The organism is Agrobacterium radiobacter (assembly GCF_040801995.1).
Classification (GTDB): Bacteria; Pseudomonadota; Alphaproteobacteria; order Rhizobiales; family Rhizobiaceae; genus Agrobacterium; species Agrobacterium radiobacter.
In genome coordinates this window covers 2587501-2602431 of the sequence record NZ_JBEGHX010000001.1, presented here as the reverse complement: position 1 = coordinate 2602431, position 14931 = coordinate 2587501, and the positions used below count along the sequence as shown (strand labels likewise).

General features: G+C 56.7%; 10 protein-coding genes, 1 tRNA gene, 2 rRNA genes and 1 riboswitch (1 of these 14 only partly in view). Of the genes, 2 read left to right on the top strand and 11 right to left on the bottom strand.

Annotation, left to right across the window (positions count from 1 at the left end):
- Positions 1-2: 2 nt before the first annotated feature.
- From nrdE to MRBLRC7O_RS12740, 7 genes are all read right to left on the bottom strand, one after another.
- Positions 3-2189: a class 1b ribonucleoside-diphosphate reductase subunit alpha gene (gene nrdE, locus MRBLRC7O_RS12770; protein ID WP_080570324.1), complete on the bottom strand. Its 2187-nt coding sequence runs from the start codon at positions 2187-2189 to the stop codon at positions 3-5.
- Positions 2177-2575 carry a class Ib ribonucleoside-diphosphate reductase assembly flavoprotein NrdI gene (gene nrdI, locus MRBLRC7O_RS12765; protein WP_080865674.1) on the bottom strand — a complete coding sequence of 133 codons (399 nt, stop codon included), beginning with the start codon at positions 2573-2575 and terminating at the stop codon, positions 2177-2179. Before nrdI ends, nrdE begins: the two co-directional genes overlap by 13 nt.
- Positions 2576-2587: 12 nt before the next feature.
- A complete protein-coding gene (nrdH, locus tag MRBLRC7O_RS12760) occupies positions 2588-2809 on the bottom strand; it encodes a glutaredoxin-like protein NrdH (RefSeq protein ID WP_003507138.1) in 222 nt (73 codons plus the stop codon).
- A gap of 310 nt (positions 2810-3119) precedes the next feature.
- Positions 3120-3343: riboswitch (cobalamin riboswitch) on the bottom strand.
- A 133-nt stretch (positions 3344-3476) separates the two neighbouring features.
- On the bottom strand, positions 3477-4106 hold the full coding sequence (locus tag MRBLRC7O_RS12755; protein WP_080865673.1) for a nucleoside triphosphate hydrolase: 630 nt from the start codon (positions 4104-4106) through the stop codon (positions 3477-3479).
- Complete coding sequence (locus tag MRBLRC7O_RS12750) at positions 4103-4885, bottom strand: ATP-binding cassette domain-containing protein (RefSeq protein WP_003507135.1); 783 nt, start codon at positions 4883-4885, stop codon at positions 4103-4105. Before MRBLRC7O_RS12750 ends, MRBLRC7O_RS12755 begins: the two co-directional genes overlap by 4 nt.
- Entirely contained in the window at positions 4885-5967 is a 1083-nt protein-coding gene (locus MRBLRC7O_RS12745) for an ABC transporter permease (protein ID WP_003507134.1), read from the bottom strand. Before MRBLRC7O_RS12745 ends, MRBLRC7O_RS12750 begins: the two co-directional genes overlap by 1 nt.
- Before the next feature lie 228 nt (positions 5968-6195).
- Positions 6196-7218 (bottom strand): sugar ABC transporter substrate-binding protein, encoded by a 1023-nt coding sequence (locus MRBLRC7O_RS12740; RefSeq protein WP_003507133.1) that lies wholly within the window; start codon positions 7216-7218, stop codon positions 6196-6198.
- 263 nt (positions 7219-7481) lie between these two features.
- On the opposite strand from MRBLRC7O_RS12740, the gene MRBLRC7O_RS12735 reads away from it, so the two are divergent.
- Positions 7482-8714 carry an ROK family transcriptional regulator gene (locus MRBLRC7O_RS12735; protein WP_080865672.1) on the top strand — a complete coding sequence of 411 codons (1233 nt, stop codon included), beginning with the start codon at positions 7482-7484 and terminating at the stop codon, positions 8712-8714.
- 58 nt (positions 8715-8772) lie between these two features.
- Here the strand turns inward: MRBLRC7O_RS12735 and recQ are convergent, their stop codons facing one another.
- Entirely contained in the window at positions 8773-10581 is a 1809-nt protein-coding gene (recQ, locus tag MRBLRC7O_RS12730; protein WP_080865671.1) for a DNA helicase RecQ, read from the bottom strand.
- A 150-nt stretch (positions 10582-10731) separates the two neighbouring features.
- Here recQ and MRBLRC7O_RS12725 point away from each other — a divergent pair.
- Positions 10732-11921 (top strand): IS3 family transposase gene (locus MRBLRC7O_RS12725; RefSeq protein WP_112540227.1). Its coding sequence is split into 2 segments (ribosomal slippage): positions 10732-10981 and positions 10981-11921, totalling 1191 coding nucleotides; the frame shifts between segments, so codons are not numbered across the junction.
- Positions 11922-12056: 135 nt separating this feature from the next.
- Here MRBLRC7O_RS12725 and MRBLRC7O_RS12720 read toward each other — a convergent pair.
- The 3 genes from MRBLRC7O_RS12720 to MRBLRC7O_RS12710 form a co-directional block, all read right to left on the bottom strand.
- A tRNA-Met gene (locus MRBLRC7O_RS12720) sits at positions 12057-12133 on the bottom strand.
- Positions 12134-12233: 100 nt separating this feature from the next.
- Positions 12234-12348, bottom strand: a 5S ribosomal RNA gene (rrf, locus tag MRBLRC7O_RS12715).
- 280 nt (positions 12349-12628) lie between these two features.
- A 23S ribosomal RNA gene (locus MRBLRC7O_RS12710) occupies positions 12629-14931 on the bottom strand; it runs 584 nt beyond the window's last position.

Genomic DNA, 14931 nt, shown 5'->3' with positions numbered 1-14931 from the left:
ATTCAGAGCGTGCAGGAAACGCAGCCCTGAACCTGCGTGCCTTCCAGCGCCATCTGGCGCAAACGGATGTAGTAGATCGTCTTGATGCCCTTCTTCCAGGCGTAGATCTGCGCCCGGTTGATATCGCGCGTCGTTGCCGTATCGCGGAAGAACAGCGTCAGAGACAGGCCCTGATCGACATGCTGGGTGGCCGCCGCATAGGTGTCGATGATCTTCTCAGGACCGATCTCATAGGCATCCTGATAATATTCGAGATTGTCGTTCGAGAGATAGGAAGCCGGGTAATAAACGCGGCCGATCTTGCCTTCCTTGCGGATTTCGATCTTCGAGACGATTGGATGAATGGAAGACGTCGAGTGGTTGATATAGGAGATCGAACCTGTCGGCGGCACAGCTTGTAGGTTCTGGTTATAAAGACCTGATGCCATGACGTCCTGCCTCAGCGCCTTCCAGTCCTCCTGCGTCGGAATGGCAATGCCGGCCTTTTCGAACAGTTCCTTCACCTTTTCGGTCGCGGGCAACCATTCCCGGTCGGTATATTTGTCGAAATAGTCGCCCGAGGCATATTTCGAATTTTCAAAGCCCTTGAAGCTCTGGCCTCTTTCCACCGCCAGCCGGTTGCTAGCGCGGATGGCATGATAGGTCACGGTGTAGAAATAGATATTGGTGAAATCGACGCCCTCTTCGGAACCGTAGAAGATGCGTTCGCGCGCCAGATAGCCGTGCAGGTTCATCTGGCCGAGCCCGATGGCGTGGCTCGCATCATTGCCCTTTTCCACCGAGGGGACGGAGGAAATGTGGCTCATATCAGACACTGCTGTCAGCGCCCGGATGGAGGTCTCGATGGTCTTGCCGAAATCGTCCGAATCCATTGCAGCGGCAATGTTGAGCGAACCGAGATTGCAGGAAATATCCTTGCCCATATGGCTGTAGGACAGATCGGCATTGAATTCGCTCGCTTCGCTGACCTGCAGGATTTCCGAGCAGAGATTGCTCATGCTGATGCGGCCGGCGATCTGATTGGCGCGGTTCACCGTGTCCTCGAACATGATGTAGGGGTAACCGCTCTCGAACTGGATTTCGGCGATCACCTGAAAGAATTCGCGCGCCTTGATCTTCTTCTTGCGGATGCGGCTGTCGGCGACCATTTCGTGATATTTTTCGCTGACCGAAATCTCGGTCAACGGCACGCCATAGACCCGCTCCACATCATAGGGCGAAAACAGATACATGTCCTCGTTGTTGCGGGCGAGTTCGAAGGTGATGTCGGGGATCACCACGCCGAGCGACAGCGTCTTGATGCGAATTTTTTCGTCGGCGTTTTCGCGCTTGGTATCAAGGAAGCGCATGATGTCAGGGTGATGGGCATGCAGATAGACCGCGCCAGCACCCTGGCGTGCGCCAAGCTGGTTGGCATATGAAAAAGAATCTTCCAGCAGCTTCATGACAGGAATGACGCCGGAGGACTGGTTTTCGATCTGTTTGATCGGCGCTCCGAATTCGCGAATATTGGTCAAGGACAGCGCCACGCCGCCGCCGCGCTTGGAAAGCTGCAAGGCCGAATTGATGGAGCGGCCGATGCTTTCCATATTGTCTTCCACCCGCAGCAGAAAACACGAGACCAGCTCGCCGCGGCTCTTTTTGCCGGCATTGAGGAATGTCGGGGTGGCCGGCTGGAAGCGGCCTGAAATGATTTCATCGACCAGATTGCGGGCAAGTTGCTCATCACCACGCGCAAGGGCCAGCGCCACCATGCAGACGCGATCCTCATAACGCTCCAGATAACGTTTTCCGTCGAAGGTCTTCAGCGTATAGGAGGTGTAATATTTGAAGGCGCCGAGAAAGGTCGGAAAACGGAATTTCCGGGCATAGGCCTCGTCATAGAGGTCACGAACAAAATTGAAGGAATACTGGTCCAGCACCTCCTGCTCGTAATATCCCTCCGTCACCAGATAATCGAGCTTTTCCCTGAGGTTATGGAAAAATACCGTGTTCTGGTTGACGTGCTGGAGGAAATATTGCCGGGCGGCCAGCCGATCCTTGTCGAGCTGGATCTTCCCGTTCTCGTCGTAAAGGTTCAGCATCGCGTTCAGCGCGTGATAGTCCAGCCCCGCATCAAGCGGTTTCTGGCTTGCGGCTGCCGGCTGTTTGGCGTCCTTGCGCAGCGCGCTCGAGGTCAGCGTGTCCAAAATCGTTCCAATCCATGTTTGACGTTGGCGACGTCTTCTTCCGTGCCGAGAAGCTCGAAGCGATAGAGAAACGGCACCGCGCATTTGCGCGAGACGATATCTCCGGCGGATGCGAAAGCGGTGCCAAAATTCGTGTTTCCCGCCGCGATGACGCCGCGAATGAGATTTCGGTTGGAGGGCTCGTTCAAAAACCGGATGACCGGCTTAGGCACGGCCCCTTTGGTGCCGCCGCCCCCATAGGTGGGGGTGACCAGCACATAGGGTTCCGACACATGAGGCACGTCGTCCTCAGCGCCGAGCGGCAGGCGAAACAAACGCCGCCCCAGTTTCAGAAGGAAACGATGGGTGTTTTCAGAGCGGCTGGAATAATAGACGATCAGGCCCATCACCTTACCGCCTCAGCTGATCGAGCCGATCATATCCGGCCGGAAACCCGCCCAATGGCGTTCGCCGGCGACGACCACGGGAACCTGCATGTAACCAAGACCCCGGACGTGATCGAGCGCATCCGCATCTTCGGAGATATCGATGATCTCATAGGGAACACCAATGCGGTCGAGCGCACGATAGGTGGCGGTGCACTGGACGCAGGCGGGTTTGCTGTAAACGGTGACGGTCATGATTTCCTCTCTCGAAGCCGATTTCGGACACGGCTCAACATTGCCGATTACAATCGCAATCGGGTGGCGGTGGATCTGTCATTCAGGTGAGGCGCGTAGCCCAAGCAACTCTTCGCATTTTCGGATGGAAACCGGGCTCCGGTTTTCCCAAAATGCTGCAAGCCGCACAAAATCACTCTCTACGCCGACGAGCGCAGCAACTTAAAGAAATGCACTGGCATGACTTCACCCCGAAGCTTGTTCTGGAGGGGGCAGAAAAGGGCGCACGCAAATCATTTGCGTCAACACCTTCCTCCGGACACCCCGCCCGTGGACGTTTGCGCTCAAGGCAGGTCTCCTGACTTGCGGGTCACAACATCTATTCCGGCCTTCCCGGAGCTTTTGGCTCCAGTGACCCAAATCGGAACGATGCTCGCCGCTTACAGTTGCGGGGGCAGTTTCGGCCTTGTTCCGCCATGATGGCGTTACGCACCGAATTCCCGTCTTAGCTCCCAACCCTTGCGAATCGGAAGAACCTTGAACACCACATATAGTATATGAGGAAATTTTCACGTCAATGAATAGACACACAAAAGCCCCACCCTGTGGATCAAAAAGATTCAACACATGGTCAACAAAGGCTTAACGGCAAACGCGCTTTGCCGGTAAAGAACTGGAAAGCGTTAATCTATTCCCAGATATCGATGTGAATATCGGCTGGACGGGCGTTTTCGATCACCCTTTTTCCGTTGGGAAGATCGTTTACGAAAAGCTTGGCATGGATCTGAGCGGCATCGAGACCATAACCCTGCCATCTGTTCCGCAGCCTCTCTTCCAGCACGGCGACGGACGGGCCCACGAAGATGGTGAGGTCAAAGCTCTCGGAGAGGTTTGTCCAGGGCGCTTCGTTCAGCAGCAGATAGTTGCCTTCGGCAAGGATAAGGCGTGTTTCCGGCGCGATCGCCCGGGCGGACGCAATGGCAATCTCCCGGGAGCGGTCGAAAACCGGAACAAGCACCTCCTGCCCGCCCTTGCGGACAGCGGACACGATATCAAGGAAGCCGCGCACATCGAAAGTTTCAGGTGCGCCTTTTCGCGGCAGCAGGCCCCGTTCCTCAAGAATGCCATTGTCCATATGGAAGCCATCCATGGGCAGGACGGCAGCCGTTTCGCCTCGCGCGCACAAGGCCTCGCAAAGAGCATCCGCCAGCGTGGATTTGCCGGCCCCAGGGGGACCGGCAATGGCTATGATGAAACGGGATTGACCCTCTGCCCGCCGAAGAACGTCTTCGACGATCGTCTCAAGCTTCAGCGTCATGCGGCAAGCGTTTCCTTCGGCGCTTCCTTGGCGCCGGTCATGAAGGCGACGGCGTCGGACATGGAATAGTCCTTCGGATTGATGACGCACAGGCGCTTACCGAGCCGGTGGATATGGATGCGATCCGCAACCTCGAAAACATGCGGCATGTTATGCGAGATCAGGACAATCGGCAGACCGCGGGAGCGCACATCCAGAATAAGCTCGAGAACGCGACGGCTTTCCTTGACGCCGAGTGCCGCCGTCGGCTCGTCGAGGATGACGACCTTGGAGCCAAAGGCTGCCGCACGCGCCACCGCCACGCCCTGGCGCTGACCGCCGGAGAGGGTTTCCACCGCCTGATTGATGTTCTGGATCGTCATCAGGCCGAGTTCCGACAGTTTTTCGCGGGCGAATTTTTCCATGGCCGGGCGGTCGAGCGCCCGGAACAGGCTGCCCTGAATGCCGGGCTTGCGGATTTCACGGCCGAGAAACATATTGTCAGCTATGGACAATGCGGGAGACAGCGCAAGGTTCTGATAGACGGTTTCGATGCCCGCCTTGCGCGCCTCGATCGGCGAGCGGAACTGCACCGGCTTGCCTTCCAGCCTGATCTCCCCTTCATCGGGTGTCACCGCACCGGAAATCGCCTTGATGAGAGAGGATTTGCCGGCGCCGTTATCACCGATGACGGCAAGGATTTCGCCCGGATAAAGGTCGAAATCGGCATTGTCGAGGGCGGTCACACGACCGTAGCGTTTGACGAGATTGCGTGCTGTGAGGATAGGTTCTTTTGCCATCAGCCTGCTACCTTTCTGATCCACTGGTCGATTGCGACAGCCAAGATGATAAGGACGCCGATCAACAGATAGGTCCATTGCGGGTCTGTGCCGATAAGCCGGAGACCGAGTGAAAAGACGCCGACGATCAGCGCACCGAAAATCATGCCCATGATGGAGCCGCGTCCGCCGAACAGTGACAGGCCGCCGATAACCACCGCGGTGATGGATTCGATGTTGGCGAACTGGCCGGCGGTCGGCGAAACCGAGCCGATACGGCCAATGAGGGCCCAGCCGGCAAAGGCGCAGATGAGACCGGACAGGGTATAAACGGTGGTCAGCATACGCTTGACATTGACACCAGCGAGTTCCGCAGCATCAGGATCGTCACCCACGGCATAAAGATGGCGGCCCCAGGCGGTGCGGTTCAGCACATACCAGAGCAGGGCGACCAGCAGAACCATGGCGATGACGCCATAGGTGAAGACCGCGTTGCCGAAACGGATATTGGCGCCGAAGAACTGCAGGATCGGCGCCTGCTGGGCAATGTCCTGGGCCCGGATCGTCTCATTCGCGGAATAGAGGAAGTTGGTCGCAAGCACGATCTGCCACATGCCAAGCGTGACGATGAAGGGCGGCAGGCGCATGCGCGAAACCAGCACGCCGTTGATGAAGCCGCAAAATGCGCCGACGGCGAGACCACAGAGAATGGAAAGCTCCGCCGGAAGACCGTAACGGAAGGTAAACTGCCCCATGACGACGGAGGACAGAACCATGATCGCGCCGACCGAAAGGTCGATGCCCGCCGTCAGGATGACAAGCGATTGCGCGGCGCCAACGATGCCGACGATCGCAACCTGCTGCAGGATGAGGGTCAGCGAGAAGGCGGAGAAAAACTTGCCGCCTAGGAGCAGGCCGAAAATAACCAGCGACAGCACCAGAACGATAAGCGGTACGGCCGCCGGGCTGGAATGGAGAAAATGCTGGAATTTTTCCAGCGCACTCTTGTCGTGCGTATCGAAAGCGGCGACCTGCGTCGAACTTCCCGAAAGCACCTTTTCAAATTCATTATGCGGCTGAGCCCGCACCGGCTGATCGCTCATTGGATTTTCCTCCCGATCGCTCTATCGCATCAGCCCTGACACCTGGGTCTATCTCCAAAGAGAATGATGCGTAGATTTCAAAGTGTTGTGAAGCGGCCTGTGTCATCCCCGCAGGGGCGCGCAACGCGCTCGTTTATTCCTTTGTCCGATCCCCCGGATCGTGCCTGATATTCATTCTGGTCCAAGGGCGGGGGCACGAATGCCCCCGCGGGTTTCAAAGGTGAGGCATCAGCCCCAGCACTTGTTGAGACCTTCCTTCGTATCGATCGAGTCGAGGCCCTTGACCGGCTTGTCGGTTACCAGCGTCACGCCGGTATCGACGAAGTTCTTGCCTTCGGTCGGCTTCGGCTTTTCGCCCGTATCGGCAAACTTCTTGACGGCTTCGACGCCGAGCGCCGCCATCAGCAGCGGATATTGCTGCGAGGTCGCGCCGATCACGCCTTCCGCTACGTTCTTGACGCCCGGGCAACCACCGTCGACGGATACGATCAGAACATCCTTTTCGCGGCCGACCGCCTTCAGCGCCTCATAAGCGCCGGCAGCTGCGGGCTCGTTGATGGTGTGGACGACGTTGATGGTGGGGTCCTTCTGCAGCAGATTTTCCATCGCTGCACGGCCGCCTTCTTCGTTACCATTGGTGACATCGTGACCGACGATACGCGGATCGCTCTCGTCGCCGATCTTGTTGATGTCCTTCACGTCGATGCCAAAGCCCTTCATGAAGCCCTGGTTGCGCAGCACATCAACCGTCGGCTGGGAGGGGGTGAGGTTGAGGAAGGCGATTTTCGCATCCTTGGCCTTGTCGCCGAGGCTGCCGGCGGCCCATTTGCCGATCAGTTCGCCGGCGAGAAGATTGTCGGTGGCGAAGGTGGAATCGGCGGCATCAACGGGTTCGAGCGGCGTATCAAGGGCGATGACCAGAAGACCGGCATCACGCGCCTTCTGCACGGCCGGAACGATGCCCTTGGTGTCCGATGCGGTGATCAGGATACCCTTGGCGCCATCGGCAATGCAGGTCTCGATGGCGGCAACCTGGCTTTCGGAATCGCCGTCGATCTTGCCGGCATAGGATTTCAGCGTCACGCCCAGCTCTTTGGCCTTGGCGGTCGCGCCTTCTTTCATCTTGACGAAGAAGGGATTGGTATCGGTTTTGGTGATGAGGCAAACCGAAGTATCGGCCGCAGACGCAACGGACGCGAAAGAAACGCCAAGCGCAAGCGCGCCCAGAAGAGCGGAAACAGTGGTCTTCATGAGATCCTCCCAATGGATATTTGAGCACCGTGACGGTTACCCGACGATCCCGTCTCCTCCGAGAACAATGATCGTTGACCCAGATGGAACCACCAAAGGAAACGGCTGTCAATAAATAAATCCGATTGAATTATTAATTCTCTATGGCATTCTAATAGGCGGCAGGGAGGAATATCGCCGCGTCGTTTAACGTTGCGATAGCAAGATTGCCATAAAGCCTGCTGTATCGGTCGCGACGGATATTGCGGGCGGGAGGATGACATATGAGACAATCTGTCGAGACGACGCCGCCGGCGTCGCCCACCACCATGGATATAAGCAGCGGCGCCAACCAGATCGGGGTGCGCGCCTATAATGAGCGGCTCGTGCTGTCCCTCGTTCGTCGCCACGGCGGACTGTCAAAAGCCGAAATATCAAGACTTTGCGGCCTTTCGGCACAGACCGTCTCCGTCATCATGCGGTCGCTTGAAAAGGACGGGCTTCTCATTCGTGGTGAAAGACTGCGCGGCAAAGTCGGCCAACCTTCGACGCCGATGCGGCTTAATCCTGACGCCGTCTTTTCTTTTGGCGTAAAGATCGGCCGGCGCAGCGTCGATCTCGTGCTGATGGATTTTGTCGGCCGGATCAGGCTCAAGCTGCGCAGAACCTATCCCTATCCCCTGCCGGAATGGATATTGCCATTCGTAATCGACGGCATAACGGAGCTCGAATCGAAGCTTTCGCCGGCCGAGCGAGAGAGAATTGCCGGCGTCGGCATCGCCGCGCCATTCGAATTGTGGAACTGGGCGCAGGAAGTGGGCGCTCCGCAGATTGAAATGGAGCGATGGCGGGGCGTCGATATCCGGTCGGAAATTGCTGAAAGCGTCAGCTATCCCGTTTTTCTGCAAAACGACGCGACCAGTGCCTGTGGCGCTGAACTGGTTTTCGGGACAGGCCAGCATTATCCGGATTTTCTCTACGTCTTCATCGGCTCCTTCATCGGTGGCGGCGTCGTTTTGAATTCGGCGCTGTTTTCCGGAAAGACCGGAACGGCCGGCGCTATCGGCCCCCTGCCGGTGCAGGGGCAGGACGGCAATACCGTCCAGCTTCTGAAAATCGCGTCGATCTTCGTTCTGGAAAATATGTTGCGGGATAGGGGCATCGATCCGCGTCCCCTGTGGTTTTCTCCAGACGAGTGGATCGATTTCGGCGAGCCGCTGGAAAGCTGGATCCGAAAAACTGCCGCGGCTCTGGCGCAGGCCGTCATTGCCGCCGCCTCCATCATCGATTTTTCGAGCGTTATCATCGACGGCGGTTTTCCCGATTGGGTCAGAACAAGGATCGTAGCCGCCACCCGCCTTGCCCTTAAACACCACGATTTGCAGGGTGTCACGCTGCCTGACATCATCGAAGGTGCGGTGGGTAGCCAGGCGCGGGCAATCGGCGGTGCTAGCCTACCGCTGTTTTCGCGCTACCTCATCGATCAGAACGTTCTGTTCAAGGACACGACCGGCTGAGCCTTTGTCGGAGCCCACCGATTTTTGCTTACCCGGCTTTTCATTCGATTTCTGCCGGTCACTCGCCAGCGGCGTGCTGCATGATCGCCGCCAGAAAGGCTGGCCCGTAGCGCTCCAGCTTGGTGTCTCCGACGCCGGGAATCCCAGCCATTTCCTTCGCGGAGACCGGTTTTGCCGTGGCAAGTTCTATCAGGGTCTTGTCGTGGAAAATCACATAGGGCGGAACGTTCTGCGCACGGGCAATTTCCATGCGCTTCGCACGCAGTGCCTCAAAAAGACTGCGATCAGCTTCAGGCAAAATCGTCGATACCGTGTTGCGGGGCGTCTGTTGCCGGGCGGAACGCGGAGCAGATGGTATCCTCAGCATCAACGCAGGTTTTTCGCGCAGGAAACGCCGTCCGTCCTCGGAAATGGACAGTCCACCATGCCCGGACAGATCCACTTCAATCATGCGTAACGCAACCAGTTGACGCAGAATGGCGCGCCAGGTGCGATTGTCATGTTCCTTGCCTATACCGTATGTCGTGATGCGATCATGTCCGAAGCGGGAAATCCGCTCATCCTCGACACCCAGCAACACGCGGATGACATAGGCCTGGCCAAAACGTTCACCCGTGCGATAAATGCAGGACAGAAGCTTCTGTGCGGCTATGGCCCCGTCAAACAGGTCGGGCGGCTCGGCGCAGGTATCGCAATTGCCGCAGGGCTCACACCGGTCGCCGAAATAGGACAGCAGAACCTGCCTGCGGCAGCTCGCGGTTTCCGCAAGGCCGAGCAGCGCGTCAAGCTTCTGGCGCTCCATATATTTGCGCTGGTCCGCAGCATCCGACTCTTCGATAAAGCGGTTGCGCAGGGCGATGTCTTCGTAACCGTAGAGCATGAGTACGTCCGATGGCAGACCATCGCGGCCGGCTCGGCCCGTTTCCTGATAATAGGCTTCGATGCTGCCGGGCAGATCAATATGAACGACGAAGCGCACATCGGGCTTGTCTATGCCCATGCCAAAAGCGACGGTCGCGACAATGATGACCGCCTCGCCGTGCTGGAAACGGGTCTGGTTCTCCTCGCGGGCGGCCTTGTCCATCCCAGCGTGATAGGGCAGTGCATCGCGCCCCTCCTCCCGCAGCCATGCGGCCGTTTCGTCCACCTTCCGTTTGGAAAGGCAATAGACGATCCCGCTTTCACTGTCGCGGTCCTTCAAAAAGCGCTTCAGCTGCGCGCGTGGATTATCCTTTTCCATGATCGCATAGCGGATATTGGGCCTATCGAAGCCGGCGATGAAGGCGTCATCCTCTTCGATTCCCAGGTGACCGAGAATTTCGGTGCGCGTAGGCCCATCGGCCGTTGCTGTCAGCGCCATGCGTGGCGTGTCGGGAAAACGCTCGATCAGCGTATCAAGCTGGCGGTAAGGTGGCCGGAAATCATGCCCCCATTGAGACAGGCAATGGGCTTCATCGATAGCGATCAGCGACAGGGCAATGGGCTGGAGGGCGTCCAGGACATCCGGCTTGAGAAGGGTTTCCGGTGCGGCATAAAGAATGTCGACTTTACCGGCCCGCATATCCCGCCAGAGCGCGCGCCGCTCTTCCGGAGAGAGATCGGAATTAAGAGCCTCTGCCCGCACGCCCGCCTGACGCAGGGCAGCGACCTGATCGACCATCAGCGCGATGAGCGGCGAGACGATCAGCCCCATACCGTCGCGTGCAAGCGCTGGAATCTGGTAACAAAGCGACTTCCCACCACCTGTCGGCATCAAAACGAAAGCATTATTGCCCGCCACCACGTGCTGGATGATTTCGGCCTGCCGCCCACGAAACACATCGTAGCCATAGACGGTCTTGAGGATGTGCAAGGGATCAGCGGTCACGGCAGCTTTTATCCGAACTGGAATGATGGCGCATCATCACCGTTTTGGGGTCTATGGCAATCCCGAAGATGGAATTGGTCATGGAATGACCTTGCCCCGTTGAAATAATCCATTTTGAAGTAAGCTCTGGCCCATTGAGAGGACCAGGGAATGAAGCGCAATCGTTTTACAGACGAACAGATCATCGGCATTCTGAAGGAGCACGAGGCTGGCACGCCGGTCTCGGAGCTTTGCCGCAAGCACGGCGTCAGCGATGCCAGCATCTATAAGTGGAAAGCCAAGTTCGGCGGCATGGACGTATCCGAAGCCAAGCGATTGAAGACGCTGGAAGACGAGAACACGAAGCTGAAACGGCTCCTGGCAGATGCGATGCTGGACAATGCGGCTTTGAAAGACCTTTTGGGAAAGAAGTGGTGACGCCCGCAGCAAGGCGAAAAGCTGTCGCGCATCTGATGGATCACCACCAGATGAGCGAACGGCGGGCGTGTAAAGCCATCGGCTTTTGCCGGATGACGATCCGTTACGAAACCAGACGCAGCGATGACTATGATCTTCGCGAGCGGATGAAGGCGCTGGCGCATGAACGTCGCGGCTTTGGATATCGATGCCTTCATGTGCTGCTCAGGCGTGAGGGTCACCTTGTGAACCACAAGCGGCTCTTCCGGCTCTATCGGGAAGAGAAACTGACGGTGCGCAAGCGCGGCGGTCGGAAACGAGCGATAGGCACACGAGCACCGATGCTGATCCCGCTTGCCGCCAACGATCGCTGGTCATTGGACTTCGTGTCGGATCAGCTCACCGATGGTCGCAGGTTCCGGGTGCTTACGGTGGTCGACGATTGCACCAGGGAGTGCTTGGCTCTCGTCGCCGATACGTCGCTTTCCGGTCTGCGGGTTGCCCGTGAGCTGGACCGGATCATCGAGGGACGAGGCAAGCCGAAGATGATCGTCAGCGACAATGGTAGCGAGTTCACCAGCAACGCGATCTTGCAATGGACGGATCGGACCAAGGTGGAATGGCACTACATCGCACCGGGCAAGCCGATCCAGAACGCCTTCATCGAAAGCTTCAATGGGCGGCTGCGAGACGAGTTCCTGAATGAGACTCTCTTCTCGTCGCTGGCTCATGCTCGATCAGCGCTTTCAAACTGGCGCTACGATTACAACGATCACCGCCCACACTCTGGCCTCGGCTGGCTGACACCCGCCGAGTTCGCTCAGACAATCAACCCGCGACGTGATGCGGTGCTGCGCAGCCGAAATGGCTCAGCACCGCACCCCGCCGCTACCGCCCCGAATACAGCAACCCAAAACCGCTGGAGCGAACTCAAAACTGGATAAAACTTGGGGGCAAGGTCATTGCGGTTTGACAGAATATCGTAATTTCCGAGGTCCAGAAACGCAAAAAGCTCCTCGACTCATATGAGGAGGAGCTTCGTCGCAAATACCCCGAGTGGGCGAATTTGCAAGTGTCGGTGGTTGCGGGGGCAGGATTTGAACCTGCGGCCTTCAGGTTATGAGCCTGACGAGCTACCGGGCTGCTCCACCCCGCGGAATGATTTATTATAGCATAAAGGCCGCTTTTGGCGGCCTTTTGATTTGGGCTTGTTGCCCATTTTTGTGATTGAGAAGATTTTGTGTTGCGTTTTGCAGACCTGGCAGCGACCTACTCTCCCGCGTCTTGAGACGAAGTACCATTGGCGCTGGGGCGTTTCACGGCCGTGTTCGGAAAGGGAACGGGTGCAGCCGCCCCGCGATAACCACCAGGTCGGCAAAACGCAACGATTTCCATTTTTGAGATGGAAACAGTTTTCGAGAAGCTGGAGAGCCGAAGCTCTATTTAATTTAACACGTCTTTCTTTGACTGGTCCGTTTGCCTGCCTTGCTCGAGGTTGAGCGAGGCAGCCATACAGGACGCTAGTCCGTCGCGCCTTCCGGTTTTTGCTGTCAAGCAAAATACCTGTGGCGCGCGCCGTCTGCAGGGCCTTGGCCCGTGAAGACAGAAGATGATGTCATCAAGCTTGGCTTGATGAACATGAACAATGGGAACGAAGAAGTCGATCGAGCTATTAGTAACGGTAAGCTTCACACATTGCTGTGCTTCCACACCCGTCCTATCAACGTGGTCGTCTTCCACGGCTCTGATAGGGAACACTCGTTTTCAGGTTGGTTTCCCGCTTAGATGCCTTCAGCGGTTATCCATTCCGTATATAGCTACTCTGCTATGCCCTTGGCAGGACAACAGATCCACCAGAGATACGTCCATCCCGGTCCTCTCGTACTAGGGACAGATCCTGTCAATATTCCTACACCCACGGCAGATAGGGACCGAACTGTCTCACGACGTTCTGAACCCAACTCACGTACCGCTTTAAATGGCGAACAGCCATACCCTTGGGACCTGCTCCAGCCCCAGGATGCGATGAGTCGACATCGAGGTGCCAAACAACCCCGTCGATATGGACTCTTGGGGGTCATCAGCCTGTTATCCCCGGCGTACCTTTTATCCGTTGAGCGATGGCCCTTCCACACGGGACCACCGGATCACTATGACCGACTTTCGTCTCTGCTCGACTTGTCAGTCTCGCAGTCAGGCTAGCTTATGCCATTGCACTCGACGACCGATTTCCGACCGGTCTGAGCTAACCATCGCGCGCCTCCGTTACTCTTTCGGAGGCGACCGCCCCAGTCAAACTACCCACCATACACTGTCCCGGATCCGGATAACGGACCGCGGTTAGACATCCACGAAGATAAGGGTGGTATTTCAAGGATGGCTCCACAGAAACTGGCGTCCCTGCTTCAAAGCCTACCACCTATCCTACACATGCCTTGGCGAATGCCAGTGTAAAGCTATAGTAAAGGTGCACGGGGTCTTTCCGTCTGACCGCAGGAACCCCGCATCTTCACGGGGAATTCAATTTCACTGAGTCTATGTTGGAGACAGCGGGGAAGTCGTTACGCCATTCGTGCAGGTCGGAACTTACCCGACAAGGAATTTCGCTACCTTAGGACCGTTATAGTTACGGCCGCCGTTTACTGGGGCTTCAGTTCAGAGCTTGCACCCCTCCCTTTAACCTTCCAGCACCGGGCAGGCGTCAGACCCTATACGTCGTATTGCTACTTCGCAGAGCCCTGTGTTTTTGATAAACAGTCGCTACCCCCTGGTCTGTGCCACCCCATCATAGTTGCCTAAAATGGGGTCACGCTTCTTCCGAAGTTACGCGTGCAATTTGCCGAGTTCCTTCAACATAGTTCTCTCAAGCGCCTTGGTATACTCTACCTGACCACCTGTGTCGGTTTCGGGTACGGTCTATACGGTGGAGCTATTTCCTGGAACCTCTTCGCCGCACAACCAATCCAATAAGGTTGTACAACACACGAGATCCGTCACTACCACCAGGCCCACGAATATTAACGTGGTTCCCATCGACTACGCGTGTCCGCCTCGTCTTAGGGGCCGGCTAACCCTGCTCAGATTAACTTTAAGCAGGAACCCTTGGTCTTTCGGCGAGGGAGTCTCTCACTCCCTTTATCGTTACTCATGTCAACATTCGCACTTCCGATATCTCCAGCAGCCCTCACGGGTCCGCCTTCACAGACTTACGGAACGCTCCGCTACCACTTGCATTACTGCAAATCCTCAGCTTCGGTGCATGGCTTTAGCCCCGTTACATTTTCGGCGCAAAGACCCTTATTTAGACCAGTGAGCTGTTACGCTTTCTTTAAATGATGGCTGCTTCTAAGCCAACATCCTGGTTGTTTTGGGATCCTCACATCCTTTCCCACTTAGCCATGACTTGGGGACCTTAGCTGGAGGTCAGGGTTGTTGCCCTTTTCACGACGGACGTTAGCACCCGCCGTGTGTCTGCCGACTAGTACTCCTCGGTATTCGGAGTTTGGTTAGGATCAGTAAGACGGTGAGTCCCCATAGCCCATCCAGTGCTCTACCCCCGAGGGTATTCGGTCGACGCTCTACCTAAATAGATTTCGCGGAGAACCAGCTATTTCCGAGTTTGATTGGCCTTTCACCCCTAGCCACAAGTCATCCCAATCTATTGCAACAGATACGGGTTCGGCCCTCCAGTTGGTGTTACCCAACCTTCAGCCTGCTCATGGCTAGATCACTCGGTTTCGGGTCTAATGCAACTAACTCAATCGCCCTGTTCAGACTCGCTTTCGCTGCGCCTACACCTACCGGCTTAAGCTTGCTAGTTACACTAAGTCGTTGACCCATTATACAAAAGGTACGCCGTCACCCTTGCGGGCTCCGACTGTTTGTAGGCATCCGGTTTCAGGTTCTATTTCACTCCCCTCGTCGGGGTGCTTTTCACCTTTCCCTCACGGTACT